The organism is Chloroflexota bacterium (assembly GCA_016887485.1).
Classification (GTDB): Bacteria; Chloroflexota; Anaerolineae; order Anaerolineales; family Anaerolineaceae; genus Brevifilum.
The window spans coordinates 922,069-947,261 of record CP069394.1 but is presented as its reverse complement, the minus strand read 5'-3'; the positions used below and the strand labels follow the sequence as shown (position 1 = coordinate 947,261).

The 25,193-nt window shown below is 52.1% G+C and carries 25 protein-coding genes; 10 read left to right on the top strand and 15 right to left on the bottom strand.

Annotated features, from left to right (window positions below; all coding sequences use genetic code 11):
* Nucleotides 1-64: 64 nt before the first annotated feature.
* Together JR338_04345 and JR338_04340 are read right to left on the bottom strand one after the other, a co-directional pair.
* The gene (locus JR338_04345) at nucleotides 65-790 is read right to left on the bottom strand and encodes a hypothetical protein (GenBank protein ID QRN83985.1); all 726 of its coding nucleotides are present in this window, start codon (nucleotides 788-790) and stop codon (nucleotides 65-67) included.
* A 53-nt stretch (nucleotides 791-843) separates the two neighbouring features.
* Nucleotides 844-2,574 (bottom strand): hypothetical protein, encoded by a 1,731-nt coding sequence (locus JR338_04340; GenBank protein QRN83984.1) that lies wholly within the window; start codon nucleotides 2,572-2,574, stop codon nucleotides 844-846.
* A 167-nt stretch (nucleotides 2,575-2,741) separates the two neighbouring features.
* Here JR338_04340 and JR338_04335 point away from each other — a divergent pair, with 167 nt between their 5' ends.
* Entirely contained in the window at nucleotides 2,742-3,365 is a 624-nt protein-coding gene (locus JR338_04335) for an HAD family phosphatase (protein ID QRN83983.1), read from the top strand.
* Complete coding sequence (gene rsmI / locus JR338_04330) at nucleotides 3,366-4,034, top strand: 16S rRNA (cytidine(1402)-2'-O)-methyltransferase (protein ID QRN83982.1); 669 nt, start codon at nucleotides 3,366-3,368, stop codon at nucleotides 4,032-4,034.
* 3 nt (nucleotides 4,035-4,037) lie between these two features.
* On the opposite strand, the gene JR338_04325 is transcribed toward rsmI (JR338_04330), so the two are convergent.
* Complete coding sequence (locus JR338_04325) at nucleotides 4,038-4,772, bottom strand: queuosine precursor transporter (GenBank protein ID QRN83981.1); 735 nt, start codon at nucleotides 4,770-4,772, stop codon at nucleotides 4,038-4,040.
* A gap of 40 nt (nucleotides 4,773-4,812) precedes the next feature.
* Here JR338_04325 and JR338_04320 point away from each other — a divergent pair, with 40 nt between their 5' ends.
* The 3 genes from JR338_04320 to JR338_04310 all read left to right on the top strand — a co-directional run bounded on the left by JR338_04320 (nucleotide 4,813) and on the right by JR338_04310 (nucleotide 7,283).
* A complete protein-coding gene (locus tag JR338_04320) occupies nucleotides 4,813-5,568 on the top strand; it encodes a 16S rRNA (uracil(1498)-N(3))-methyltransferase (GenBank protein QRN83980.1) in 756 nt (251 codons plus the stop codon).
* Between the two features lie 79 nt (nucleotides 5,569-5,647).
* The gene (locus JR338_04315; protein ID QRN83979.1) at nucleotides 5,648-6,571 is read left to right on the top strand and encodes a diacylglycerol kinase family lipid kinase; all 924 of its coding nucleotides are present in this window, start codon (nucleotides 5,648-5,650) and stop codon (nucleotides 6,569-6,571) included.
* 4 nt (nucleotides 6,572-6,575) lie between these two features.
* Nucleotides 6,576-7,283, top strand: a complete 708-nt coding sequence (locus tag JR338_04310) for a 1-acyl-sn-glycerol-3-phosphate acyltransferase (GenBank protein ID QRN83978.1) — start codon at nucleotides 6,576-6,578, stop codon at nucleotides 7,281-7,283.
* Here the strand turns inward: JR338_04310 and JR338_04305 are convergent.
* The 5 genes from JR338_04305 to rsmI (JR338_04285) are packed head-to-tail and all read right to left on the bottom strand — an operon-like array spanning nucleotide 7,248 to nucleotide 12,112.
* A complete protein-coding gene (locus JR338_04305; GenBank protein ID QRN83977.1) occupies nucleotides 7,248-8,696 on the bottom strand; it encodes a hypothetical protein in 1,449 nt (482 codons plus the stop codon). The genes JR338_04310 and JR338_04305 overlap by 36 nt on opposite strands.
* Nucleotides 8,696-9,520 carry a hypothetical protein gene (locus tag JR338_04300; GenBank protein ID QRN83976.1) on the bottom strand — a complete coding sequence of 275 codons (825 nt, stop codon included), beginning with the start codon at nucleotides 9,518-9,520 and terminating at the stop codon, nucleotides 8,696-8,698. The genes JR338_04305 and JR338_04300 overlap by 1 nt, the downstream gene beginning before the upstream one ends.
* Nucleotides 9,517-10,326, bottom strand: a complete 810-nt coding sequence (locus JR338_04295) for a hypothetical protein (protein ID QRN83975.1) — start codon at nucleotides 10,324-10,326, stop codon at nucleotides 9,517-9,519. The genes JR338_04300 and JR338_04295 overlap by 4 nt, the downstream gene beginning before the upstream one ends.
* Nucleotides 10,316-11,413 (bottom strand): queuine tRNA-ribosyltransferase family protein, encoded by a 1,098-nt coding sequence (locus tag JR338_04290; protein ID QRN83974.1) that lies wholly within the window; start codon nucleotides 11,411-11,413, stop codon nucleotides 10,316-10,318. Before JR338_04290 ends, JR338_04295 begins: the two co-directional genes overlap by 11 nt.
* Nucleotides 11,414-12,112, bottom strand: coding sequence for a 16S rRNA (cytidine(1402)-2'-O)-methyltransferase (gene rsmI / locus JR338_04285; GenBank protein ID QRN83973.1), 699 nt, complete (start codon nucleotides 12,110-12,112; stop codon nucleotides 11,414-11,416).
* 119 nt (nucleotides 12,113-12,231) lie between these two features.
* Here rsmI (JR338_04285) and murJ point away from each other — a divergent pair, with 119 nt between their 5' ends.
* Together murJ and JR338_04275 are read left to right on the top strand one after the other, a co-directional pair.
* Nucleotides 12,232-13,773, top strand: coding sequence for a murein biosynthesis integral membrane protein MurJ (murJ, locus tag JR338_04280; protein ID QRN83972.1), 1,542 nt, complete (start codon nucleotides 12,232-12,234; stop codon nucleotides 13,771-13,773).
* A 25-nt stretch (nucleotides 13,774-13,798) separates the two neighbouring features.
* Nucleotides 13,799-14,899 (top strand): hypothetical protein, encoded by a 1,101-nt coding sequence (locus JR338_04275; GenBank protein QRN83971.1) that lies wholly within the window; start codon nucleotides 13,799-13,801, stop codon nucleotides 14,897-14,899.
* Nucleotides 14,900-14,984: 85 nt separating this feature from the next.
* Here the strand turns inward: JR338_04275 and rimO are convergent, their stop codons facing one another.
* The 3 genes from rimO to rplI form a co-directional block, all read right to left on the bottom strand.
* A complete protein-coding gene (gene rimO / locus JR338_04270; protein ID QRN83970.1) occupies nucleotides 14,985-16,343 on the bottom strand; it encodes a 30S ribosomal protein S12 methylthiotransferase RimO in 1,359 nt (452 codons plus the stop codon).
* Complete coding sequence (locus JR338_04265; protein QRN83969.1) at nucleotides 16,327-17,754, bottom strand: DUF4115 domain-containing protein; 1,428 nt, start codon at nucleotides 17,752-17,754, stop codon at nucleotides 16,327-16,329. Before JR338_04265 ends, rimO begins: the two co-directional genes overlap by 17 nt.
* A gap of 86 nt (nucleotides 17,755-17,840) precedes the next feature.
* Nucleotides 17,841-18,422 carry a 50S ribosomal protein L9 gene (rplI, locus tag JR338_04260; protein QRN83968.1) on the bottom strand — a complete coding sequence of 194 codons (582 nt, stop codon included), beginning with the start codon at nucleotides 18,420-18,422 and terminating at the stop codon, nucleotides 17,841-17,843.
* 467 nt (nucleotides 18,423-18,889) lie between these two features.
* On the opposite strand from rplI, the gene JR338_04255 reads away from it, so the two are divergent.
* The 3 genes from JR338_04255 to JR338_04245 are packed head-to-tail and all read left to right on the top strand — an operon-like array spanning nucleotide 18,890 to nucleotide 21,505.
* Nucleotides 18,890-20,542, top strand: a complete 1,653-nt coding sequence (locus JR338_04255; GenBank protein ID QRN83967.1) for a methylmalonyl-CoA mutase family protein — start codon at nucleotides 18,890-18,892, stop codon at nucleotides 20,540-20,542.
* An 11-nt stretch (nucleotides 20,543-20,553) separates the two neighbouring features.
* Complete coding sequence (gene mce, locus JR338_04250; protein QRN83966.1) at nucleotides 20,554-20,958, top strand: methylmalonyl-CoA epimerase; 405 nt, start codon at nucleotides 20,554-20,556, stop codon at nucleotides 20,956-20,958.
* 28 nt (nucleotides 20,959-20,986) lie between these two features.
* Complete coding sequence (locus JR338_04245; protein ID QRN83965.1) at nucleotides 20,987-21,505, top strand: peptidylprolyl isomerase; 519 nt, start codon at nucleotides 20,987-20,989, stop codon at nucleotides 21,503-21,505.
* 61 nt (nucleotides 21,506-21,566) lie between these two features.
* On the opposite strand, the gene JR338_04240 is transcribed toward JR338_04245, so the two are convergent.
* Genes JR338_04240 through JR338_04225 form a run of 4 tightly spaced genes read right to left on the bottom strand, consistent with a single transcriptional unit; the run spans nucleotide 21,567 to nucleotide 25,192 of the window.
* Complete coding sequence (locus JR338_04240) at nucleotides 21,567-22,754, bottom strand: aminopeptidase P family protein (GenBank protein QRN83964.1); 1,188 nt, start codon at nucleotides 22,752-22,754, stop codon at nucleotides 21,567-21,569.
* 13 nt (nucleotides 22,755-22,767) lie between these two features.
* Entirely contained in the window at nucleotides 22,768-24,048 is a 1,281-nt protein-coding gene (locus JR338_04235; protein QRN83963.1) for a right-handed parallel beta-helix repeat-containing protein, read from the bottom strand.
* A 26-nt stretch (nucleotides 24,049-24,074) separates the two neighbouring features.
* On the bottom strand, nucleotides 24,075-24,680 hold the full coding sequence (pcp, locus tag JR338_04230; protein QRN83962.1) for a pyroglutamyl-peptidase I: 606 nt from the start codon (nucleotides 24,678-24,680) through the stop codon (nucleotides 24,075-24,077).
* Entirely contained in the window at nucleotides 24,677-25,192 is a 516-nt protein-coding gene (locus JR338_04225; GenBank protein ID QRN83961.1) for a DUF309 domain-containing protein, read from the bottom strand. Before JR338_04225 ends, pcp begins: the two co-directional genes overlap by 4 nt.
* Nucleotide 25,193 lies beyond the last annotated feature (1 nt).

Sequence of the window (25,193 nt, the reverse complement as noted above, 5' to 3'; positions counted from 1 at the left end):
AAAATAACCCCATCCCACATATGAAATTGGTGGGTTGGGGTTTAGTAATTTTACAATATATGGTTTATAAACTTTGATCTCGTAATTGCCTAGTTAATTCGTTCAACTCTTCTTGCATTTGAATTAGCCAATCGAAATCTTCTTTATGTAATTCATCTAACTTTTTATGAAGCCACGTATGAAAATCTAATACTAAATCATAATATTTATCAATAAAGTTCTCAATGGAAATTTCCTCTGGTAATTCTTGGAGATATTCTTTTCCTTTCTCCCACCCAGACCATTTGGTCAGAGTGCTTTTATCAATGAAGAATTCGACCCTTTCTTCCTGGTTACCAGTCTCCGGATTACGTATTATCGAAATCCGATGTCCTGTAATTGGTAAATTAATATGCAATGCAAAATTCCGAAAATCATGAATAAATTGATGGAGAGGATTTTTTTTAAATCGTATACCAATTTCACTTTGGTATTCCTCATAAAAGGAAGTGCCTTCATAATTTTCTCGAATAATAATCCTTGTATGATCTACTAAGGTCATTGCTGCTGCTAGAAAATTGTGAACAAATCTGGATATATGGTAAAGAATAATTTGTGATTGATGCTGATCCCATAAAAGGTCAACATGCTCCTCTTGGGAAAACTTATCTATGGCCATTTTTAGATCTTGATAATTTCTATCAAAAATGAATAAATTTTGATCAAGAGACAAAGATCGTTGATAAATTTCATAAGCCTCTGAGTTTAAAATTGCGTCCATAATTTCAGATGGGCTATTATTTTTGACCATTGTTCGCCTCCCAAAAAACAACTGAAAAACACAAAAATATTATCTTATTGATATTAGAATTTCATCACCCTGTCATGTTCCAATTTCATGATTCGACGCAGAATGGCCAGCGAGGTGGCATAGGTCGAATCCACACCAAAGTAGGAGAGGGTGCCTGCTCCGAGGTTCTCACCTTTGGTCAGGGGCGTGTCTGATGCGTAGTGCAAAATCCCGAGGTCAAACGGCAGGTTGTAGAGATTGACGATCTCGTTCACGGGGTGACGGCTCGGGCGATAAAGTTCATATACCGCCGAGAGGTATGGACCCGCTTCCATTTCGACATCCGTGTAACCTTCCCTGTAGACCACTTCCATGACCTGGGCATTTTGGAGATAAGTGCCAAGGACGGTGACGGACTTTTGATTGTCCATCACGGTGCCATAGACCAGATAAGGGCTGACATCGTTAGCGACAAAGCAGTTGCTGTACATATAGGTGTTTTCGGAGTGTTCATCGTAGCTGACGTTGGGAATGATCACGTCACCTCGCCGCCCGTTGAGAGTGGCTGCTTTGCCCATCACATAGATGCCCAGCAAGGGGCTGGCATGTTCAGCAATTTTCACGAGAAGCGTGTAGGCTGCCAGACCGAGGGGATAGTCGATGTTGAGAACCAGGGCGTCGCTTTTTTGCAGAAAGGTCCAATCCGCATGCTGGCCGGCAAAGGCTTCCGGTGAGAGGCGGGGATCAATGGTTTCCGGGTTGAGTTTGGAGAGTTCAATGATCTGCGCCTCAACGTCAAAGGCGTGCTCGCTGGGGAAACGATTGATGCCGTAGAGCTTCTCATATTCTTCCTGAGCTTTGACCAAGTCTCGGCCTTCGGGAATGGCCTGGTATTTCTTTAGGATGTAATAGAGGAAATTCTCCGGTCGGGAGGGGACTTCCTGTTCATTGATGTCCCGCCATTCGGAAAGCAGATCCCCATCCACGCCATTATCAAGGAAACTGGCCAGACGTTCTTCCTGGGTGAGCGCAAAGCCGGACAGCAGGTTGGGGATACTGTGGGTGTTACTGGAGATGAAATAGACAGGGCGCTTGGTGATATCTGGGAAGCGGCGATCAATATTATCCCACCAGAACCGAGTGGCCCGGCGGTATTCGTTGAGTGAGCCGCTGAAGAGCTGCACTTCCAGGTCCATCATCTTTTCATGGATGCGGCCTATCATGGGGATGAAGTCGTCGCCCCAAATGGTTACGAGACGGTATAGGGATTCAAAGGATATCCGTAATATGCCTGCCAGGGTTTCCATATCTTCTGGGGAGTCAACGGACAGAGATTCGATTTCCCGGAGGGAGAGTTCCTGCAGGAAGTTATGGAGTTTATTCCATTCGATTTGGAAAGCGGTGAGCAAGGGGACGACATCGTCAATGTCGGAGCGGGAGGCGATATAACAGGCCAGCAGGTCTTTGCCGTTATAGAAACAGCGCCGACGGCGGGCACGGGCGGTCACTTCCTGCCAGGATTCGACATTTTTCAGTCCTGATTGTTCAAAAACGGTGGCGCTTTGCCCAAGAAGGACGGCTTTGACATCAATGATGCAAGCCGGGAGCCGAAGGACAGCATAAATCATCGAAGAGACGTCGGGTTCAACCGATTTTGCCATTGGGTGCAGAGAGGAATTCATCCCCGCGTGGACCTCTTCCAGAGTGCGGATGCGCACCCGGGTAGTGGACCTCAGCAACGAGTATATGGTCCGCAGATAAAGATCAATCTCATCCGATGCTCTTGTGGGAACGGTTCTCTCCATAATATATCCTTCTTGACCTCAAAAATGGGTTAACGTTGAGACTATTTTACCTGTTTTCAGCCAACAATGGATTCCCTAAATAATTTGCCTGGAACATTTTGGCGGACTCGACAAGCCTGATATAATGACTCTACTTAATTACATGGGACAAAAAAGATAGAAGTATTATGACAATTAGAACAATCATATTTGATTTTGGTGACGTGCTATTCCTGACGCCGGATCGCAACTGGATGAAACACTGGCGTAAAGTGCTTGGAATCAAGGACGATCCGGAGGTCTCAGCTATTTTAGCCAATCCCAACGAATCGGAGTTGATGAATGAAATTTGTTTGGGTCATATCCCCGAGGAGACATTGTGGCAACTGATGGCTGAACGATGGCAGATCAACAGCCGCCTTATGAAACGAATCAGACGCCACACCTCAACGAAGAAGATGTTGAATCAGCCGATGGTTGATCTGTTGTCAGAATTACACAACAATTACCAGACCGGCATCCTGAGCAATGCCGGTGATAAATCGCGCAGCTTGATGGTTGACACCTTTGAGTTGGATAAGATCGTCGAGGATATCATCATTTCTGCGGAGGAGGGCGTGATCAAGCCTGACCCGGACATCTATGAAATTGCGCTGAATCGGCTTAATGCGACACCGGAAACCACGCTATTCCTGGATGATTACCTGCCCAATGTTGAAGCAGCCCGCGATCTTGGTATTACCGCGGTGCATTTTAAGGATAACCAGCAAGCCACTGGTGAAATCCGGGCATATCTTGCTGAAGGAGCCTAAATGTTGTATTTAGTGGCGACACCGATTGGAAATTTGGGTGATATCAGCTTGCGGGCTTTGGAAGTACTGCGTTCAGTGGACCTGATCGCCGCGGAAGATACCCGCAAGACCTCCATCCTGCTGAATCATTATGATATTCATAAACCTCAGAAGAGCTATCATGCTTTCAATGAAGAAAAGGCTGTGCCGAAGCTGATGGAGATGCTATTGGAAGGTCAGTCGGTTGCCGTGGTGACCGATGCTGGGACGCCGGTTATCTCCGATCCGGGGTATACCTTGGTCAGGGCTGCCATTGAAAATGAAATCCCCGTGACAGCTATCCCAGGCGCATCAGCCGTAGTGATGGCGTTATCACTTTCCGGTCTGCCGGCACACAGTTTCACTTTCAAGGGCTTTCCACCGCGCAAATCCGGTGCACGCAAGCGGTTCCTTGCGGCCGATGCCGAGACACCGCATACTCAAGTCTTTTATGAAAGTACCTACCGGATCGAGGCTTTTTTGGAGGACGCTCTGGAAGTGTTGGGTGATCGTCCGGCTGCAGTTGCCAATGACCTGACCAAGAAGTTTGAAACAGTCTCTCGGGGGCTGCTCAGTGAGCTGCTAGAAGCGGTTAAAAAAGAAAAACCACGGGGAGAATACACCGTGGTTATTGAAGGTAAAAGGGACTAAAGTCTATTTGAAAATAAAGGGGGAGAATTTGGTATCTTTATCAAAAACATCGACGCCTTCGGATTTCTTTAGGTGATTGACCACCCAATACGTCACGGGCGTCATCAGGGCTTCCACCCCGACTTTGAAAATGTAGTTGGTGACGGTCAGGCTCCAGAAGATTTCCCAGGGGAACACACCCAGCGCTGAGGCAACGAGGATGAAGGTGAAGGTGTCCATACCTTCGCCAATGATGGTGCTGCCGATGGTGCGCATCCAGAGATATTTCCCTTTGGTCAGCAGTTTCATCAGCGCCATGATGATGGCATTGGAGAAGGAGCCGGCGAAGAAACCCGCCAGGCTGGCGACGACAATCCCACCGGTGCTCATGCTGCCCAGAATCATGTTGTAGGATTGTTGACCGACTTCAGATTCCCAAACAGCTTCACCGGGAAGGATCTGAACCACACGGAAGACGAGTGCGCTGAAGATCAGTGCGCCGAAACCGAGCCAGATGATCCGGCGGGAGCGTTTATAGCCGTAGACTTCCGTGAGCACGTCACCGAAGATATAGCTGATCGGGAAGAGGATTGTCCCGGCGTCAAAGCTGAGTTGAATCGGCCCGAGGCTGATGCCCCAGTCGATGATCTTGGCTGATGAGGCAATATTGCTTAGAACAAGAACTAAAACGAAGACAATTGTGATAATATCGAGATACTTGAATTGTGTTGTTGGTGTAGAATTCTTTTCAGCGTCCATTTGTTAACTCCAAATTTGAATGTTGTAAGTATACCGTGTTATGAATCGATTTTTTATCCAGCCGGAATATATTAAAGGGAAGGACGTCCAGTTTCCCCCCGACCTTAGTCATCAGATAGTCCACGTCCTCCGTTTGAAGGCAGGTGACCCAGTGGAGGTGCTGGATAATTCCGGCAAGGTATATCACGTGGCGCTGGATATTGACTCTGCTGAGAAAACCGTGCAGGGGCAGATTTTGGACTCTTCAATGACAAAAGGAGAGCCAATCGTCACAATTGAGCTATGCGTGGGGCTTTCACATCGGGATAAATTCGAGTGGATTTTGCAAAAGGGGACCGAGATTGGTGTGAGTGTCTTTACGCCATTCATCTCCTCCCGCACACTGGTGCAATCCGACGAGCTGAAGCCGAAACGGCGTGACCGCTGGGAGCGCATCATCCGGGAAGCTGCGGAGCAATCCGGGCGCGGAAAACTGCCGGAGCTGAACGACCCAGTGCCATTTTCGGACTTGCTGCAAGGTGAACCAAGTGATGATGTCCTGTCGCTTATAGCCTGGGAGGGAAAGGACCCGGAGGAATCTGGGCTCAATGATCTCCTGATTGGTTATTCAGGAGTCAGAATCCGTTTGTTAGTCGGCCCGGAAGGCGGTTTCTCAGAAGATGAAGTGGAAGCTGCGCTTGAATGCGGTTGCCAGGTGGTTTCTTTAGGGACGCGGATCCTCAGGATGGAGACTGCGGCCATCTTCTTCCCGGGCTTGGTCCTGTATTTGGTTGAAAACACAAACCAGGTTAGGTAAAAACCTGTTATTCTTTTTTGAAACTTTACTACTTATTATGGGTTAGATTAGGTATACAGATCTGCCTTGGAGAAAACACGTGCATAAATACTGCTTGATCGTCAACCCGCTGGCCGGGAGAGGCTCTGCCCTCAAAGCCATTCCTGAAATTGAATCCATCCTTAATGGACTTGAACTGGATTATGACATTATCCTGACCGAGTACCCCGGCCATGCCATTGAACTGGCGAAGGAGGCGGGGGCCAATGGCTATCAGACGGTGGTGTCGGTGGGGGGTGATGGTACTGCCAATGAGGTGATCAACGGCCTGATGCAGGATGCGATCGCTGGGAACCTTTGTGCGAACCTGGGCGTCCTGCCGGTTGGCCGGGGCAATGATTTCTCCTATGGGATGGGTGTTCCGCAGGATTTGGAAGAAGCCTGCAAGGCATTGGCTGAGACCAAACCCCGTCCGATTGATGTCGGCCTGGTCAAGGGTGGGGATTATCCGGAAGGTCGTTATTTTGGCAATGGCGTTGGGATCGGTTTTGATACCATCGTTGGTTTTGAGGCTGCAAAACTGCCTAAGTTCATCAGCGGCATTCCCGCTTATTTAATTGCGGCCGTCAAAACGATTTTCCTTTATTTCCGAGCGCCATTACTCCGTGTGGAACTGGATGATGAGGTTATTGAACAACCCTGCTTGCTGGTCTCTCTGATGAATGGCCGGCGGATGGGTGGTTCGTTCATGTTCGCGCCCGAATCCGAGCAGGACGATGGCTTCTTGAATTTATGCATTGTTGAAGGGGTTAGCCGTCGGGAAATCCTGAAAATTTTCCCCAAAGTGATGAATGGCACGCAAAGTGAACACGAGGCTGTAAAAATGCCGCTGAGCCAGCGTGTGAAAATCACAGCAGTTTCGGGCTCTCTACCGGTGCACGCTGATGGTGAGACCATCTGCGAGGCCGGTACTGAACTGGAAGTGTCGATCCTCAAACAGCAGCTTCAGATGATTTGCGGATAATCCGATGATTAAGAGATGGTTGGTTAATCATATTGTCCGGTTCCTGTGCAATATCTTTCTCAAGATTGATAAATCTGAATTGCACAAGGTGCCGGCTGAGGGGCCTTTATTGGTGGTGGTGAACCATATCAACTCACTGGATGCCCCGGTCATCATTTCCCATATGTACCCCCGGCCCACGACAGGGCTGGTGAAACAGGAGACCTGGGATAATGCCCTTTACCGTTTTCTGTTCAATGTCTGGGATGGCATCCCGATCAATCGGGAGATCGCCGATTTCACCGCTTTTCGGGCGGCTCAGGAGGCTTTGAAGGAAGGGAAAATCCTGGCTGTGGCGCCGGAAGGCACCCGCACCCGCGATGGGCATCTGATCCAGGCCAAACCTGGCGTGGCGATGCTGGCGATGAAAGCGGGCGTACCAATCCTGCCGGTGGTTTATTACGGGCATGAGGATTATTCCGCTAATCTGAAGAAATTGAAACGCACACCGATGGCAATTAAGGTCGGTGAACCGTTCCGGCTTGACCTAAATGGCCAAGATCGCGAGAAGGGTATCCTGCAGGAAGTGGCTGACGAGATGATGATTGAGATCGCCAGGCTGCTGCCGGAAAAATATCGGGGGTATTATACGGATAAGGTGAATGATGCTCAAGAATTCATTGAGCATCTGAGTGGATCAACGTGGCAGCATGTTTCGCAGGCGTTTGGGTAGGAGTTTGCCCAAACCCAGGTTTCGTCCATCTGAGTCTTTGACCAGTACATATTGACCCTGAGCGGGTTTTTCCACCTGTGGGTTGCGAATATCGCGTCCGGCAATCCATTGTTCGACTTTTTCGGGTGAAATCGTGATGATTTCCTTTGTGAAATGCCAGCCGAAACGGCTGATAAATTCTGCAGAGGGCTCAAAACGGTCGCTGACCCATTTCCCTAAAGACATCCCAATATATTCATAAGGTAGTTCCTGGAAGCGGTCCAAATAGGCCGAGGGGATCAGGAAATATTGCTGGCTGCGCTGGAAAAGTTGGAGATTGAAGTCATCCAACACAGCGCTTAGCGAGAGACCGAAGGATTTTGTGATTTCATCTTCAAGCGCCTGAGTTTCTGTTGTATTTAACGGCAATAATCCCGTTCGGCTCAGGTCTCTGGCCGGGGGTGCCTGCTTGTTGGTGGGCATAGTGTCAGTTTTGGTGATCAGCACGGTGAAAAAGCCGGACATACCCGTCAAATGGGGCCAGAGCCGCAGGGCATGTTCTAATGAGGGGTGAAAATGCTCTGAACCGAAAGAAGTGATGCCGGGGGTGTGGAGCTGGAAGCGCTGGGAGACATCTTCGATTTGTAGGGTATTGGGGAATTGATCCAGGACCGCATTGACCACCATTTCGTCCTCTTCAGGGGCGAGCGAACATGTGGCGTAGACCATCTGGCCGCCAATCTTGAGGCTGGTCAACCCGCTGATCAGCAAATCCAACTGGCGATCGTGTAGCCGGAGGCGCTCATCCATCGTTGTCTCCCGCAGGGGACGGTTTTCCGTCGGGCGCAGGTTTTCCATGCTGCAGGGCGCATCCAGCAAAACCCGGTCGAAGGTTTCAGGAAACCAGCTCCCGAAGGATTCGCCTGGATAGTTGCTGATGGCAATGTTAGCGCCACCCCAGTTGGAGAGCACAGCACGCAGAGCGGAGATGCGACCCTTGCTGCCGTCATTGGCCAGGATAAAGCCTTTATCCCCTGTGCGATCAATCAGGTGGGTGGTCTTGCCGCCGGGTGAGGCCGCCATATCCAATACCAATGGCTGCGGCAGGTCCATATCAAACAAGCTGACGGGTACCATCGAGGCTGCGTCCTGTAAGTAATACTGGCCCATTTTGTGTTCAATGGCGGTGCCTGGGGACTTCTCGGATGAATGGATCAGCCAGCCATTTTCGCAGAAGGGAATGGGAGTCACTTGCCAGCCATACCGGACTGAGAGGGCTGCGATCGCTTCGGCGGGGTTGGATTTGAGCGGATTGATCCGGATCCCGATGGGGAGCGGCTGCTCCTGGATGGCGAGGATTTGTTCGATGTCCTTCTCGCTCAGGATGTCGGAGAAGCGCTCCAGGCTGGGGCGAAGTTTGCTGTTTTCAGCCACTATTGCCTCCCTGGGTGATCGATCAGGAAGATCACTTCTTTATCGAAGATCAATTCCTCCCGGATTTTTCCCGGCGCGAGATTGGATTCCACCAGTTGACGGTGATGATCCAACAGGCTGTGGGTGCCGGCCAGGTTCTGGGTGGGCAGGGAGACGGCCAGGGTGTCCACATTGAGTTTTGCCCAAAAATCACGGTTGCAGCCCGGTTGACGTTTTTCGAAGCGGTGGGCTTCTTTGAAGAAGAGTCCCAGGTCGGCATGGATTTCCGGTGGGGATACGAGGATATCGCGATTCTCTGCCAGGGGGGCCAGACCGATGACCTCAAAAAAGTGGTTGATAAAATCCACTCGAGGCTGGATGATGTCATAAGCGTGGTAAGCGGTCGTGAGAGGCAGCCCCATCCAGGGGAAGGCCAGGGGATGCAGCGCACAGGCCAGGTCCACAATGGTGTCTGGTTGGCCGGTTGCCGCAAACAGACGCTGATAGATTGTTTCCTGCTCGGGAATGCGTTCAGCCGTGGAAGCGTGGGACTTTAGGGTTTCCAGGCAAATAGTGCGAAGTTCCGGTGAGTCGAGGGTGGGATCAGCGAGGGCATCCAGCTTTGCAGACAGCAGTGAATAATCCGGATCACCGAGATAAGGCGCCACGATATTATGCAGCTTTGCTCGGATGGCCTTATAGAGCGCTTTTTCCGAGCTCTGGCGGGGGACTTCCTGGTCAATCAGGTCCAGAACGGTCTCGGTGTTGAGCCCGCTCTCCCGATATTTATGGGCTTTCAGCACGCGTTCCAGCAGGCCGTCACGATCTTCGGGCGTCAGGTTCATTTGGTCACCAGAAACGCGATCTCAGTGGAAAAGCTGAATTCCTGCACCTGCCAGGGTTGACCCTCAATCAGCTCGTAGAAGTGATCCCGATAGAAGGTTGGCATGCCCTTGTTGCGGCCGCCCAGGCTTTTGGCCGGAAAGCTGACCAGAATGTGCTCAGCCAGGATTTGATCCAATAGAGACAGCCCAATTTGTTTATCAACCTGTTCGAGACAGGGGATGGTTTTGAGCAGGAAGGCCACCTGCACCGGGGTTTGGGGTGGCCCGGCCACCAGGTCACAGGGAAAAGCCCGGCTGTTGGTCAGAAAATGGCCCAGAAAGGCGTTCACAAAGGCCATCATATCAAGGTAGATATCGCAGGCCTGGTACCAAGCATCCTTCGCCAGCGGCATCCAGGGCAGGGCCAGGGGATTGAGCCCGCAGGCCAGATCAAGGACGTTGGTCACCGGTGCAATTGGGGCAAGACAGGTTTGGAAGAATTCCGGGAGGATCGAAACACGTTCCGCAGTGGAAGCATGGGTCTGCATCTGCTTTTGGCAGAAGGCCTGCACTTCCGCTGCCTGGAGGTCATTTGGGAGAGATGCCAGCTGATCCGTGGCGCTGGTGAAATTCGGGTTCTGTTTGAAGTAAGCGCCACCAACTTGATGCAGTTTATTGCGGACATCCTTCACAGCAGCTTTACCGCTCAGGCCTCGCTCCAACGCGCTTTGGCAGAGCCGCTGCACGAGGCTGGAAGTGATGTTGGCGTATTTCCGATTGGATTGCACGGCTTCCGCCAGGGCTTCCACCTGGGGCTTATCCGGCATGATTTGCCAGCCGTTCGGTCAGTTGGGTCATGAAGCGTAAATTATGCAGGGTTGCCAGCCGCTGGTAGAGCCAGTCACCGGTCTTGAAGAGGTGGTGGAGGTAACCCAGCGAGTAATGACTGCAAACCGGGCAATCACAGTGCTCGGAGATTGGGCGGGTGTCTTTGATGTGTTTTTTATCGGAGATATAGACAAATTCCAGCCAGTCCTTGCCAGTCAGGGCTTCATCCGGCGCTGTAGTGAAGCGCATCAGGCGGCCATGACGGGCGTCACGGGTGGGCAGGGCGCAGTCGAAGATCTCATAACCCAATTCATAGGTTTTGACCAGATTCAGCGGATGCCCGATGCCTAAAGCGTGCATGGGGAATTGGGCAGGAACGAGTTCACGGGTGAGCCCGACGATGTCTTCCAGCAAGTTGCCGTCGCCATCCAGCGGCCAACCGCCGTAACCAAAGCCGTCAAATCCGATTTCCAGAAGGCCTTCAGCACACTTCCGACGAAGGTCCGGGTAGCCACCGCCCTGGATCACACCAAAAATCAGCGGCTGGTTCGCGGTTTCCACCTGGCGTTGATCCATCTGGCGGTTGTACTCGGTCTTACAGCGTATTGCCCAATCAAGGGTGCGTTGGACGGAGAGTTCCTGCTCTTCGCGAGGCGCATCCACATGGGTGCAATCATCCAGACAGATCACGACATCGGTGTCGTAGCTGATCTGCAGCTGGATGCTCTTTTCGGGGGAGAGGATGAACTTCCGGTCTTTGCCTTCCGGGCGGAATAGGATACCTTTATCGGTCAGCGAGCCGTATTGAGCGTTTTGATGGATCAGAGAATAGGCCTGAAAGCCGCCCGAGTCGGTGATGATCAGCCCTGGCCAATCCGCAAAGCTGTGCAGCCCGTTGAAGGCCTGGATGGTGCTGGAACCGGGTTTTTGCATCAGGTGGAAGGTGTTCATCACCAGCGCTTGAATGTTCACACCCAACAGATCCAGCGAATCCACAGCCCGCACATAACCGAGTGTTGCGTCGGGCAGGAATATGGGCAGGGGGATGGTCTTATCCCGGATGGAGAGCGTCTTGGGTTCGGTCATCTATCTGCGTCTCCGCCGGTTGAGGTTGAGGATCAGGATGAATTCCCGCTTTTGCCCGGCTACCTTGGGCAGGATATCACTGACAGCGCCGCGATAGATACCTTCTTTCTTCAGGGTCATATCACAAGCCAACAATATCTGCTGGTTCTTGCCAAAGACGGTCTGCACCTCTTCCAGCATCTTGGTGAGGCGGTAGGGTGTATCCATCAGGATGACTGGGACCGAGCTCGTTTTATAATCGGAGAGGAATTTCTCGCGCAATTCGGTCTTGCGCGGTGGGAAGCCGGCAAACACAAAACGCGTGATCGGGAAATCGCAGAGAGAGAGGGCGGCCATTAATGAGGCTGGGCCGGGAATAGGTGAAACGGGGATGTTGGATTGGTAGAGTAACTCCAGGAGACGCTGGCCGGGGTCGGCAAAGACCGGTGTGCCCGCATCGGAGATGATCGCCATGGTCTCGCCTTTGGCCAGCCGAACGAGGATATTTTGAGCTTCCTGCATTTCATTGTGCTCGTTCAGGGTGATCAGCTCGTTCTCGATACCTAACTGGTGCAATAACTTACTGCCCAAGCGGTATTCCTCACAGATCACAACATCAACCTTTTTGAGGATCTCGAGGGCGCGCAGGGTGATATCTTTGGGGTTGCCGATTGGTGTGGCAACGATATATAATTTTCCGGTCTTCGTATTAGTATTCATTGCCCTAATTGTAACATTCCCGGAAAGAGGTGGGGATGGGATAATGGACGCAACTGGTCAGAGTGGGGTGATTATGGCATAATCAGGTCAACTGAGCTGCAAATCAGGAAAGGAAAACGATGAAGAAAACCAGTCGATTGACCCGGATCTCATTGTTGTTAGCTGTGTTTTTCGGGATGGATAAACTTTTGGGGGTTCTGCGTACGATCATCATTGGACGTCAGTTTGGTCTCTCTGAAGAACTTGATGTCTTCAACGCGGCCAATAACCTACCGGACTTGCTCTTTGCATTGATCTCCGGTGGCGCCCTGGCGATTGCCTTTATCCCCGTGCTGAGCGCAACGCTCTCAAAAGAAGGGCGGGAAGCATCCTGGCGGGTGTTCTCGCAGGTTGCCAACCTGGCCTTTATCGTAACGGGAGTGCTGGCGATTGTGGTGGCCCTATTGGCAGGCCCTTTGGTCCGCGGTCAGTTAGGGATTGCGCCGGGATTTACACCTGAGCAGCAAGATCTGGCCGTCCAGTTGATGCGGATGAACCTGATCTCAACCCTGATCTTTTCGATCAGTGGTCTGGTGATGGCCGGCTTGCAAGCCAATCAGCATTTTCTCTTACCGGCCATTGCACCCTTGCTCTACGATTTGGGGCAGATTTTCGGCGCTGTGATCTTGGCACCGAAAGAGGGCCTTGTGTTGGGTGGCGTACAGTTGCCCGCCTTTGGGCTGGGCATTCAGGGCTTGGTTTATGGCGTGATCATCGGTGCTGCACTGCACTTGTTGATTCAGATACCGGGATTGATCAAATATAAGTTCCGCTGGTCGCCGAGGATTAATTTCAAAGATGAACATATGAAAGAGGTCCTGCGGCTGATGGGGCCCCGTCTGATCAGTATGGTCTTCATCCAGTTGATCTTCCTGGCCCGGGATAACCTTGCTTCACGGCTGGTGACTGGTTCGGTGACAGCATTGAGCTATGGCTGGTGGATCCAGCAGGTGCCTGAGACGCTGATCGGTACCGCAATCGCAACCGCCTTGCTGCCCACGCTGGCCAGCCTGGCGGCTGCGGATGAGCAGCGTGCTTTTAAGGACACTATCGAGCGGTCTCTGCGGGTGATGATTGCCCTTTCGCTGCCGCTTACGGTGATCATCTCTCTGGTGAGCCTGCCACTGATCCAGGTGGCTTTTGGTTTCTCCCTGGGCGATGCCCAGATGATCCTTTGGGCCACGCAGGGCTATCTGATCGGCCTTTTGGGGCACAGCGTTGTTGAAGTGGGTGTTCGGGCCTTTTATGCCAAACAGAACGCTCTGGTGCCGATGCTGGTGTCCTTCACAGGGTTGATCGTTTATATTGGCCTGGCGATTGGCTTGATGAAACCTATGGCGGCGGGGGGTATAGCTCTGGCAAATTCACTTTCGTATAGTATTCAAGCGCTGATCCTGGTGATATTACTCAACCGGAAAGCACCGGAGCCTTACCAATTTGGGAAACCGATTCTGCGGAGCGTGGCGGGTGCGATTTTGGGCGGGGTGGTAACTTGGCTGATCTATCAGGGGCTGGACTTATCCCTTCCAGCGGTCATTTTGGCGATTGGCGGGGCTGCCATTGGGGCCTTGGTTGCTGCTGTTCCGATCTGGAAAGACCTTAAGCTTCTGGTTCAACTCTAAAAAGGATTAAGGTATAATCTCCGCTATGACTGACAACAACATTGAGGTGACGCAACCCGTCCCCGAAAAGAAAAATAAAAAGAAAAAAGACAAGAAGAAATTCTTTCAACGTCGTTCATCCTGGTATTTGATGGGACTGCTGATCGGCTTGCTGATCATTTTGGGTGGTGCGGCCTTAGGCATCCCGCGTGCCATCAATGATCGTCTGGCTTTGGCCGAAACACAGGCTGCCCCTAAGATTGACTCACAGCTTGAATTGGCCCGGGCAGACATTGCTGAAGGCCGCTATGAGGTGGCGAAAACCCGTCTGGATTGGATTCTGGACGAAATGAGTGTATACCTCAATGATGAAGAAATGGCGGCATTGAATGAGCTCTATCCCCAAGTGTTGCTGATGCTCGATGTGTCCGGCGCTGCCGCACTGGTGACACCGACTTCAAGCCTGCCAACCGTGACTCCCACACCTGATGTCCGTGGCGAAGAGGAGATGTTCAATATGGCTACGGCTCTGATGGAGGCCGAATCCTGGGATGAAGCCATCGCCACTCTGGAGGCCCTGCGGGAGAAAAACCTATCCTATCGCGCGGTCGAAGTGGATGGTCTTTTCTATATCGCCCTGCGAAACCGTGGCCTGGATAAGATCCTGGTTGATGGCAGCCTGGAGCCGGGTATTTATGACCTTTCCCTGGCTGAACAGTTTGCTCCCCTGGATTCCACTGCGGAAGGTATCCGGTCCTGGACACGGCTTTACCTCACCGGTGCCAGCTATTGGGAAGTGGATTGGGCCCAGGTTTACAGCTTTATGGACCAGGTCCGACTGGCCCTCCCAAACCTTCGAGACGGGTCCGGTATGACAGCTTCCGTCCGGTTCCAGCGTGCCGCGAACGAACTGGGTACTTTGCTGGCCAACGAGCAAAAATGGTGTCAGGCCCAGGAATATTTCGATCAGGCTTCTGCCATTGGGACCGATCCTGATTTTCAGGAGCTTGCCAAAACCGCAGCCGAAAAATGTTGGGAGATCCAACATCCACCAACACAAGCACCGGCCACACCAACCCCGACCCCAACGGGTGACGCAACCACAGAGGTGCCAACGGAGGAAGTGACACCTTCACCTGATCCCTAATGACAGGAAGATTCAAATATAATAAAAACAGCGATCCGATTTCGGATCGCTGTTCTTTTATCCTCAGGTCTAATATAAATTAAGTTTATTCTTCTTCGTTTGGGAATAATTGACCAACAAGGTCATGCGTGAGTGCACTGTTGATCTGCACTTCCACCATTTCACCGACTGGAGCGAGATCCTCGATGATCACCAGGCCATCTACTTCGGGGGCGTCACGATAGGAGCGACCAATGGAAATCTGGTTTTCTTCGTCCACACCTTCCACCAGGACATCCAGCACCTTGCCGATGAACTGCTGATTTCGGGCAAGAGAGATATCGGCCTGAACCTGCATCAAGGTTTCCAGCCGTTCGACTTTCTGATCTTCAGTAATGGGATCTCCCAGCGGCTCAGCCGGCGCACCTTTTTCAAAGGAATAAGTGAAGGCACCCATGTGGTCGAATTGGATTTCCTGGGTGAAGTTGACCAGATTTTCAAAAGCCAATTCATCCTCACCGGGGTAACCGACGATGAAAGTCGTCCGGAGAGCAGCTTCCGGCATCTTCTCCCGAATGGCGAAGAGGGTTTCGCGGACAGTATCCATCCGACTTGGGCGGTGCATGGCTTTCAACACACGCGGGTCGGCATGTTGGAGGGGCATGTCCAGATAGGGGACGATTTGTGGCTCGGACGCCATTAGATCAATCAAAGGTTGGGTGACATAACCCGGGAAGGTATACATCAGCCGGATCCAGGGGATATCCGGGACGGCTTTGACCAGACTTTCCAGCAGGGTGGTCAGACCGTCTTTCATTTGCAGGTCATGGCCATAGTCGGTCACATCCTGGGCGATCAGTGCCATCTCCTGGATGCCCATATCAGCCAGTGCTTTGGCATCTTCGACGATTTTATCCATCGGACGACTGACGAGGGTGCCCTTGATCAGGGGGATGGTGCAATAGGCGCAGGCTCTGCGGCAGCCATCTGCAATTTTTAGATAGGCACTGCCGCCCTGGATGGCAACCCGGTGGGAGCCTTTTTCATCCTGGCCAACTGTTTGGACGCTGGGGAAGTGGGTATAGGGGAGGGCTTGGCGGGTCTCATCCGTCTGGCGGATCACATCCATGATATCCATCCAGCGGCGGGTGCCCAACAGGCCATCAATGCCGGGAACGGTGTCGATGATTTCCTGGCGATGGCGTGCTGTCATGCAACCGGCAGCGATCAGTTTCTGCCAATTCATTTTCTCGCTGGCCAAATCTGTCAGCACACCGATAGCTTCATCACGGGCAGCTTGCAAGAAGCCGCAGGTGTTCACGATCAGGTATTCAGCCGCTTCAGGGGTGTCTACGGGGGTCATACCTTCATGGTTGAGCAGTTCAGCCATCGACTCTGAATCAACCAGATTTTTGGGACATCCCAATGATATCAAGTGATAGGTTTGTTTAGTTTGCTTCGTCATTAGTAGGTGTTTGGGTAGGTGTCGAGGAGGGTGTCGCCTGCGGCGTCTCGGTGACGGTTGGCGTGGCCGTTGGCGTTGGCTGGACAAGGCCATTCTCTGTAAATACCAGATCCGCCACTTGTCCGATCAGGCCAATTGGACCAATGTCCTGATCGTTGAAATAGATCTGGAGAGAACCGGCATTTCCGGTGTTAATTTCAATGAGCGCATTGGCGGAATAATCATAGGCGTTTCCGGTTAGCATGCGTCCTTCAAAGGCGAGTTCATAATCCACATAGACCCGGACCCAGGTGTTGTGCCGGGGGATGATCACCAGGTTGATGGCGCTGGTGTTGGCAACGGAAGTGAAGAGGGGTGTTTGTTCCACAACCTCAGTCTCATCACCTTCACCGGCTCCGGCTGTGCCTTCTTCCGTCAAGGCCAAATCCGGGGTGGGCGTCTCTGCCGCACTGGTGGCCAGGAGCACATCGGCCACTTCGGGGAGGTCGGTAGCAGCCGTCTCCGGGATATTCACCGACATGATCCGGTTGACGCCCCAGATGATAAAGAAGGCAAAAACCAGGAAAATCCCAGCGATGACAAACAGGTCCAATGAGAAGAAGTTCTTCAGACGGAGGGCCTTAGGGCTGAGGGAACGGGCAGGGGCATGTTTCGGTGTCGCAATTTGGGATTCAAGGCGCTGCTTCTGCAGTCCTTCAGCGTAATACAGCAAAATCGCATCAACATCCAGGTTTAGAAATTCGGTATAATTTGCCAGCATTCCCCGGGCCTGGACGGGTGAGGGAAGTTCCCCGAAGGCACCTGCTTCGATAAGCTCAAGATAGTGTTTGCGGACATGGGTGTGCGTTTCGACATCACCGAGAGAAAGGCTCAGCAGGTCTCGCCGCTGACGGAGATGTTCACCGATTTCTTTGAAGATAATTTTCGCTTCGGGGGTGGGCTTTTCTTCAGATTCTTCTGGGAGCTCCGGTTTAACGCCTGCCGGGGGAGTTTCATCTGCTGGCTCAATGGTTTTTGTTGGCGCAGGAATCTCGGTACCATACGGCGTTTCTGCCACCGGCTCTGTGCTGCGTTTATTTTCGCCCTCAGGCATATCTTCAGAGATCTCTGAATCGGTTTCCACTTCTTCCGAAACTTCTTCCTCTTCTTCTTCCTGTGAGGCTGCCAGCGCGTCAGCTCGGGTCAGGTGATATCCCTGGACCTTCAGGTCTTCGAATTCAACGCCTAATGTATCAGCATATAATCGGAGAAAACCGCGCATCTGCACCGGAGAAGGCAGGTTTTCAACATCGCCTTCTTCGATGGCTTCCAGATAGTTCAAGCGGATATGGGTAATTTCGGCAATCTCTTCAAGTTGGATCCCCCTGGACTGGCGGATCGCTTTGAGTTGTTGTCCGAGTGTTTGTGTCATGGGCGTATTATAGCTCAAATAAGAACCGGCCTGGTGAATTGTTCACAATCAGGCCGGTTATGGGTTACGATGCTAGGATGCTTAGCTTAGGCTTCGGCTTCTTCGCTTTCGTCCTCAGCAGCCTCTTCCTCTGCTTCGGGTTCTGCGATTTCTTCAACCACAGGAGCCTCAGCAACTTCTTCGACAACGGCTTCCAGTTCCTCAACTTCTTCAGTCGGCAATTCACCTTCACGGTGGATGATGACTTTGATGCTGGGAACGAGGTCCATTGTCAGGTGAACAGGAAGGGTGTAGACACCCAGTTCGCGGATTGGTTCGGTCTCGACCTGGCGTTTTTCCAGTTCAATTTCGAAGTTCTCTTTGACGAATTCCACAATGTCCTGATCGGAGATGGAGCCATAGAGTTTTCCGGTTTCGCCAGCCTTGACAGCGAAGGTCAAGGTCTTGCCTTCCAACACCTCTGCCACGGAGGCCAATTCCTCGTTCAGAACAGCGCGACGTTCTGTCGCCTTGACTGAGATCCGACCAGCCTGTTTCATGGCGCCGGGGGTTGCGGGAATGGCAAAACCTTGGGGAATGAGGTAGTTGCGGCCATAACCATTGGCGACTTTCTTGATCTCGCCGGCTCGACCTAATTTGTACACATCTTTGATCAATAATACTTTCATCTTTACAAGCCCTTTCGTGCTTTCTAATGTTGATTTGTCTTGCCCGAAGGGTACAACGGACAAGCTAAAGGATTTTACCAGAAAAATGGTGAGTAGTGAATGGTGGACTTGGGAGATTAACCAGCAAGGTGGTGCGCACAAAAGTGGTGCAGCACTCTACGAAAACGCATGTCATCGCGAGTAGCGACCGTAAGGTGCAACGTGGCGATCTGGGCGGTGCGCACAAAAGAGGTGCAGCACCCTACGAAAACGCTTGTCATCGCGAGTAGCGACCGTAAGGTGCAACGTGGCGATCTGGGCGGTGCGCACAAAAGAGGTGCGGCACCCTACGATTTTCAAATCCTATTGTTTTCCCATTGATAAAAAATATGAGGTTGATCCTTAAAAAATGTGCCGGTAGGCAAAATGGGTTTCGGGTATACTTGAGGTTAGCCCTAAACCAAAATAGAAAACCATTTGAGGTATGAATGTCTTTAAATGATGAGATGAAAAGATGGGAGGATGAGGTCTACGACCCATTGGTCCGAAAATTCCCTGAACGCCGGGATAAATTCACGACTTCATCCGGTATCGAACTCCCGCCAGTAATGCTTCCACCAGAACATCCTAATTATGAAGGTTCCCTGGGTTTCCCCGGGGAATATCCATATACACGGGGTGTGCAGCCGACCATGTACCGTGGACGGTTCTGGACCATGCGGCAGTATGCTGGCTATGCCACAGCCCAGGAATCCAATGCCCGTTATCGCTACCTGTTGGAGCAGGGTCAGACTGGCCTTTCAGTCGCTTTTGACCTGCCCACCCAGATCGGTTATGACGCTGATGATCCCCTGGCGCAGGGGGAGGTTGGTAAAGTCGGTGTATCAATTTCCTCCGTAGAGGATATGGAGACGCTCTTCAAGGATATCCCCCTGGATAAGGTCTCCACCAGCATGACGATCAACGCTCCGGCCGCTGTTTTGCTGGCATTTTATGTCGCCGTTGCCAAGAGGCAGGGCGTTCCGCTGAGCAAGCTGCGCGGGACGATCCAGAATGACATCTTGAAGGAATATGTCGCCCGTGGGACCTATATCTTCCCGCCGGAGCCTTCCATGCGGTTGATCACGGATGTCTTCAAGTTCTGCAAGGATGAAATTCCCCGCTGGAACACGATCAGTATTTCCGGGTATCACATCCGAGAAGCAGGCTCGACAGCCGCACAGGAAGTGGCTTTCACCCTGGCGAATGCGATTGGCTACATTCAGGCCGCGATTGATGCTGGTTTGAAAGTGGATGATTTTGCCAGCCAGTTGTCATTCTTCTTCAATGCCCATAATAATTTCCTGGAGGAAATTACGAAATTCAGGGCGGCCCGAAGGCTTTATGCCAAAATCATGAAAGAACGCTTCGGGGCACAGGATGAGAAATCGTGCCGCCTGCGTTTTCACACACAGACCGCGGGTTCAACGCTCACAGCGCAACAGCCGGAGAATAACGTTGTGCGGGTGACCCTGCAGGCCCTGGCGGCCGTGCTGGGTGGGACGCAATCGCTGCATACCAACAGTATGGATGAGGCGCTCTGGCTGCCCACCGAGAAATCGGTTCGCGTGGCTTTACGTACTCAGCAGATCATCGCCTATGAATCGGGCGTAGCCGACACAGTGGACCCGTTGGCGGGTTCTTATGTCGTTGAATCACTAACCAATCAAATCGAAGCGATGGCGATGGCATATATTGAGAAGATTGACGCGATGGGCGGTGCGATGAACGCCATCAATACCGGCTTCATGCAGCGTGAGATCCAGGAAGCAGCCTATAAGGTGCAGATTGCGATTGAAAAAGGCGATGAGGTTGTGGTCGGTGTGAACGATTTCCAGGTGGAAGAGGAGATCGAACTCGAATCACTGCGAGTGGATCCCTCCGTGGAAGAAGATCAGGTAGCCCGGTTGGCAGCGCTGCGGGCTCGGCGGGACGGCGAAAAAGTGAGTCAACTTTTAGGTCAGCTGGAAACAGCAGCCAAAGGTGACACACCGCTTATGCCGGTAATGGTTGAATGCGCCGAGAGCAATATCACCCTGGGTGAAATTTGCGGCGTTCTGCGCGATGTCTGGGGTGAATATCGCCCACCAACGTTCATCTAAGGAGAGCAAGCATGGCAGCAGTGAAAAAGATCAACCATGTTGCGGTTGTTGTTAATGATATTGATGCCGCTCTAGGTTTTTGGCGGGATGTGATGGGCCTGGAGCTCGATCATATTGAAGAAGTACCCTCACAAGCGTCGAAAGTCGCTTTCATTCCAGTGGGCGATAGTGAAGTAGAATTGGTCCAGCCCACCGATCCCGAATCGGGATTGGGAAAATACCTCGAAAAACGCGGGGAAGGATTGCATCACCTCTGCCTGGAAGTTGATGACATCGAAGGGATGCTGGCTATCCTTAAAGGAAAAGGGGCACGCTTGATCAATGAAACGCCGATTGAGCTGCCCGGCCGGAAGATGGCATTTGTCCACCCCAAAGCAGCCAATGGGGTGTTGGTAGAATTATATGAGTTAACTTAAGAAAGATTTACGGAGAAGAAAGGCAGTAATGGCAAAAAAGATCCAGCAATGGGCGTCAGCCCCGGAGATGTTAATCGACCTGGCCAAGAATTATAAAGCGGTCATGCATACGGATAAGGGTGATATTACCCTTGACCTCTTTGAGAAATTGGTCCCCAGGACAGTGAATAATTTTGTTTTCCTTGCTCGTGAAGGCTATTATGATGGCACGATTTTCCACCGTGTGATCATGAACTTCATGGCCCAAGGCGGTGACCCCACAGGCACCGGCGCCGGCGGCCCGGGATATTCCTTCAAAGACGAATTCAATAACGAATTACGCCATAACAAACCCGGTATCCTTTCCATGGCAAATGCCGGCCCGAACACCAATGGCTCGCAGTTCTTCATCACCCATGTGCCGACCCCCTGGCTGGACGGCAAACACAGCGTCTTTGGTGAGGTGGTAGATGGGATGGATGTGGTTTTCGCGATCCCGCCCCGTGACCCGATGCACCCGGAATATGATGGGGTGAAAATCCAGTCCATCGATATTATCGAAGAGTAAACCTACGTTAACACCAAAAGGACACACAACTGTGTGTCCTTTTTTAATTTAACTTGGGTCATTATTTCAATATGAGTTCCGTTTGAGGGTTTGACAGGAATTCTGCGCCCTCAGCTGTGACGACGATATCCTCTTCCAGGCCGATAATGCCGAAACCTGGCACCATCAGGCTGGGCTCAAGGGTATAGACCTGACCGACTTCCAGGGGGAGAAACGGCGTCTGCCCATAACGGTCCCAGGCAGGTCCCAGGATAGCGCCGCCATCATGCGCCAGGCGACCGACTTGATGCCCGGTGGCATGCTTGAATTCAGGATACCCCGCACCGGTCACAACCTCGCGGGCAGCTTGGTCAATCTCAGCACCAGTTGCGCCGGGTTGGATGAGGTCGAACGCGGCCTGAATGGCATGCACGACGGTATCGAAACCGTGCTGAACCGCTTCCGGGGCTTTTGATTCACCCGGCTTCAACAAGTAAACCATCCGCTGAATATCTGAGCAATAATCCTCTTTCCGGATGCCGAAGTCGAAGTGCAGGAGGTGGCCGCGTTCGATCCGGATCTCGGTGGGCGCATTATGTCCGACCGGTGAATCAGGGCCCGAGTTGACCGCGGGGTTATTGCTGCGGGGCCAGGCAAAATCGAGCCCTCTGCGGACCACTTCGGCTTGCATCATCTCTGCCACATAGATCTCGCTCAGGCCGGGTTGGATTTCACTAATGGCTTTCGCATAGATTTCTTCGGTTATAGCAAATGCCGTGCGGATGCGAGCGATCTCGAGCGCAGATTTGCGCCCACGCAGGCTGCTGAGCAACTTTTCGGCTGAAATAAGACGGTCAATATAGTGCGTACCTTCCAGCAGAGCGCACAGGTTGAGGTACATGCCGTGGGTGAGGCCGTCTGCAAGGACATCGCTTTCGGAAGTGTTAATTGCGATTTGCTTAGGGGATATGCGCTCCAGTTCCGCCAGCAGAACAGGACGGATTGATTCATCGTAAGGGATGACCTTGTCATACGCCCCAACATTGTGGGCGGTTTCCAGTTCAAAGCGGCCAACAATGGCAATGCGTTCACCACTTTGGGTGAAGATCAGCGCGCTCTGCCAGGTGAGGTCCGATTCGCCGTAGATCAATGGCAGGACGGGGTCACCACCCGCGCTAGTCTCACGGACAAAGGTCAGCCACATGTCAATGTTATTTTCCTTGAGCAGTTCAATTGCTTGCTGGGTTTTCTCGATGACGATAGGGTTCATGTTTCTCCAAACGTTAGGACTTGATATCACCCAACAAGTTTAACCCAAACTGGTTATCTTTGATGATTGTTCGCTCAGCTTCGTAGGTTTGGATGCCAATCCGGTTGTCGGAGATCACATTCTGGTAGATCTCGTGGTCGTGCGGCTTGGGAGGCTGGACCGTCAGGTTGGTGCCGAGGGGTGTCAGCCCTGCCACCTGGTCTGCGGCGATGCGGATGCCGGTGTGATTTCGCAGAAGGGTGTTATTGCGGATATCCCAGAATTTGCTGGTGTCGTTCTCAGGAGGGCGTGGTTGGGTTGATTCGTCCGGCCTGCTCCACAGGAGGATGCCAAAGCGGTTATCCTGGAGGGTGTTGTTGATGACATCGCAGTGGACGCTGTTTTCTGCGGCGATACCGGCCTTGTGATTCCCGACCAGGGTATTCCGCTCGAAGGTGGCCCCTGAAACCCCGGACAAAACGAAACCGGTATTTGAATGAGAAGCCTCATTTTGCAGATAGTGGTTATTTTGGTTGTAACGATCTGCAAAGCTGCTGAAAACACAATGAGAGGCGTCATTTCCTTCGAAGCGATTGTTGCTGCAGGGGGCAGCCTGTCCATCTGAGGTTAGCCCTTCCAATCGGAACCCGGCCGCGCAAAGCCTGGCCTCATTTAATTTGAAGGTGTTATGTTCTGATCCGTTGAACAAGAGGAAGCCGGCAGAATGCTCACTGGCTTTGACGAAAGCCGGGTGCTTGGTCAATTCTGAAGCGCAGTGGTTGGCCTGGTTCTTCAAAAAGGTGGATTTGGAGGTGTCGTTAACGATGAAGCCAAACCCAGGATTATGGCTCGCGATGTTGCTTTTGACGGTCAGTTCACGGCAGGAAACGGCGACCAATCCATTGGATTGGCATTGGAGGTCATTGCGGATGATCTGACTGTTGCCAACGCTCCCCATAAAAACGCCGCAGGGAAAAGACTCTGTTGGATGCCAGGGGGAGTCTGAGGACGAGTCGCTAATCACAACTCCACACTCGCGGATACGGCAATTAGTGATGGTGAGCTCCTGGCAGTCAATAGCCTGGATGCCCTGAGTGAAACCGCTGATCTGCAGGTTCCTGAGGGTGACTTCCTGCAAACCGTTGAGGCGGATGCCAATTCCTGAATGACCGTTGCCGATCAGCTTGGCACCGTTCCCATCCAGGGTGATGCCATTTTCGGCGATAATGATCCCATCAGGCAGGAAATAGGTGCCAGTTTCCAGGCGAGTGTCCTCAGTGAGGACCAGTTGGTTGGTGGGTTGGATTGTTTTCATTGCGATAGCCTTTCACGATAGGCTTTTTAGGTTAGTGTCTCCAATAGGAGAGGCAGGGCTGACTTAATGATTGTCAGGCTAAGGGTTGGGGTGGGTTTGTCAAAGTGAGCGGCCTGCTCTGGGCAAGCCGGCAGATGGATGAACCCGGCTGGGATGGATTGCCCGTGGGTGGCAAGGTGGTGCATCAGGGTGTAAAACACCTGATTGCAGAGATAGGATCCAGCCGTGAGGGAGAGCTCAGCCGGAATATTGTTGGACTGTAAGGCGGTGAGCATGGCGCGGAGGGGAAGGCTGCTGAAATAGGCGGCCGGTCCATCGGGGTTGACAGGTTGATCCTGAACGGTCTGCCCGGCATTATCCGGCATGCGGTAATCCATCAGGTTGACGGCAACCCGCTCTAGCGAGATCACTGAACGGCCAACTGCCAGGCCGAAGCAGATCACAGCCTCGGGTTGGTAACGAAGGATGGCATCTACTAATGCCTCGGGTCCGGCTGCCTTTTCCACCGGGAGAATGGCTTTAACCAGCTCGATGCCACCTGGAAATTGATCCGGCGCGTCTTCCAGCAAGATCTGGCTGGGGTTGATGAGGCTTTGACCAAAGGGTTCGAAACCGGTGATGAGAACTTTCATAGCGTCTCCTGGTTGGGCAGGTCAATTGGATGGAAATATTGGGTGAGTATAGTCTCAGACGAGTGGCCTTCCATCAGTGCATTCAAAAGTTCGGTCAGCCAAGCCCGGAGGGAGTCAATATCGACTGTTTTGAAAGGTGAAGGGAAGGGTTGCAGCCAGTGGAGGGCCCGATCAAAGAATTTATGTGCTGCGGTTGGTCGGCCTTGCGTGAGCCGATAAAAACCGCCGCTGATCTGTAATAAAGCCCGATAGAGTTCACGTTCCTCGAGGGGCGAGGAGCGCCAGGCTTCCTCAAAGTATTCATGAGCATCGAAAAATGCCTGCCGGTTGAAATCCTGCAGGCCTTTGAGCGCATCCTGGTTGAAATCAGCTTGACGTTGCTGCACGGGCCACCTGCCTTGTTGAGATAAACGGATTATAGCATTGACAGTCAAATTTTCCCCTGAGATTATCTCAGGTTTTTTAGCTGGAAGGGGTGCTTGTGCTATAATTTCTCCATCATCATTTATCACT

Excerpts from the sequence above, each read along its gene's own strand:
- murJ (QRN83972.1), top strand. The coding sequence starts at position 12,232 with ATGAAGAAAACCAGTCGATTGACCCGGATCTCATTGTTGTTAGCTGTG.
- JR338_04245 (QRN83965.1), top strand. The coding sequence starts at position 20,987 with ATGGCAAAAAAGATCCAGCAATGGGCGTCAGCCCCGGAGATGTTAATC.
- rimO (QRN83970.1), bottom strand. The coding sequence starts at position 16,343 with ATGACGAAGCAAACTAAACAAACCTATCACTTGATATCATTGGGATGT.
- rsmI (QRN83973.1), bottom strand. The coding sequence starts at position 12,112 with ATGAATACTAATACGAAGACCGGAAAATTATATATCGTTGCCACACCA.
- JR338_04255 (QRN83967.1), top strand. The coding sequence starts at position 18,890 with ATGTCTTTAAATGATGAGATGAAAAGATGGGAGGATGAGGTCTACGAC.
- JR338_04275 (QRN83971.1), top strand. The coding sequence starts at position 13,799 with ATGACTGACAACAACATTGAGGTGACGCAACCCGTCCCCGAAAAGAAA.
- JR338_04320 (QRN83980.1), top strand. The coding sequence starts at position 4,813 with ATGAATCGATTTTTTATCCAGCCGGAATATATTAAAGGGAAGGACGTC.
- mce (QRN83966.1), top strand. The coding sequence starts at position 20,554 with ATGGCAGCAGTGAAAAAGATCAACCATGTTGCGGTTGTTGTTAATGAT.
- JR338_04235 (QRN83963.1), bottom strand. The coding sequence starts at position 24,048 with ATGAAAACAATCCAACCCACCAACCAACTGGTCCTCACTGAGGACACT.
- JR338_04310 (QRN83978.1), top strand. The coding sequence starts at position 6,576 with ATGATTAAGAGATGGTTGGTTAATCATATTGTCCGGTTCCTGTGCAAT.
- JR338_04290 (QRN83974.1), bottom strand. The coding sequence starts at position 11,413 with ATGACCGAACCCAAGACGCTCTCCATCCGGGATAAGACCATCCCCCTG.
- JR338_04295 (QRN83975.1), bottom strand. The coding sequence starts at position 10,326 with ATGCCGGATAAGCCCCAGGTGGAAGCCCTGGCGGAAGCCGTGCAATCC.
- JR338_04345 (QRN83985.1), bottom strand. The coding sequence starts at position 790 with ATGGTCAAAAATAATAGCCCATCTGAAATTATGGACGCAATTTTAAAC.
- JR338_04335 (QRN83983.1), top strand. The coding sequence starts at position 2,742 with ATGACAATTAGAACAATCATATTTGATTTTGGTGACGTGCTATTCCTG.
- rsmI (QRN83982.1), top strand. The coding sequence starts at position 3,366 with ATGTTGTATTTAGTGGCGACACCGATTGGAAATTTGGGTGATATCAGC.
- pcp (QRN83962.1), bottom strand. The coding sequence starts at position 24,680 with ATGAAAGTTCTCATCACCGGTTTCGAACCCTTTGGTCAAAGCCTCATC.
- JR338_04265 (QRN83969.1), bottom strand. The coding sequence starts at position 17,754 with ATGACACAAACACTCGGACAACAACTCAAAGCGATCCGCCAGTCCAGG.
- JR338_04240 (QRN83964.1), bottom strand. The coding sequence starts at position 22,754 with ATGAACCCTATCGTCATCGAGAAAACCCAGCAAGCAATTGAACTGCTC.
- JR338_04325 (QRN83981.1), bottom strand. The coding sequence starts at position 4,772 with ATGGACGCTGAAAAGAATTCTACACCAACAACACAATTCAAGTATCTC.
- JR338_04340 (QRN83984.1), bottom strand. The coding sequence starts at position 2,574 with ATGGAGAGAACCGTTCCCACAAGAGCATCGGATGAGATTGATCTTTAT.
- JR338_04300 (QRN83976.1), bottom strand. The coding sequence starts at position 9,520 with ATGAACCTGACGCCCGAAGATCGTGACGGCCTGCTGGAACGCGTGCTG.
- rplI (QRN83968.1), bottom strand. The coding sequence starts at position 18,422 with ATGAAAGTATTATTGATCAAAGATGTGTACAAATTAGGTCGAGCCGGC.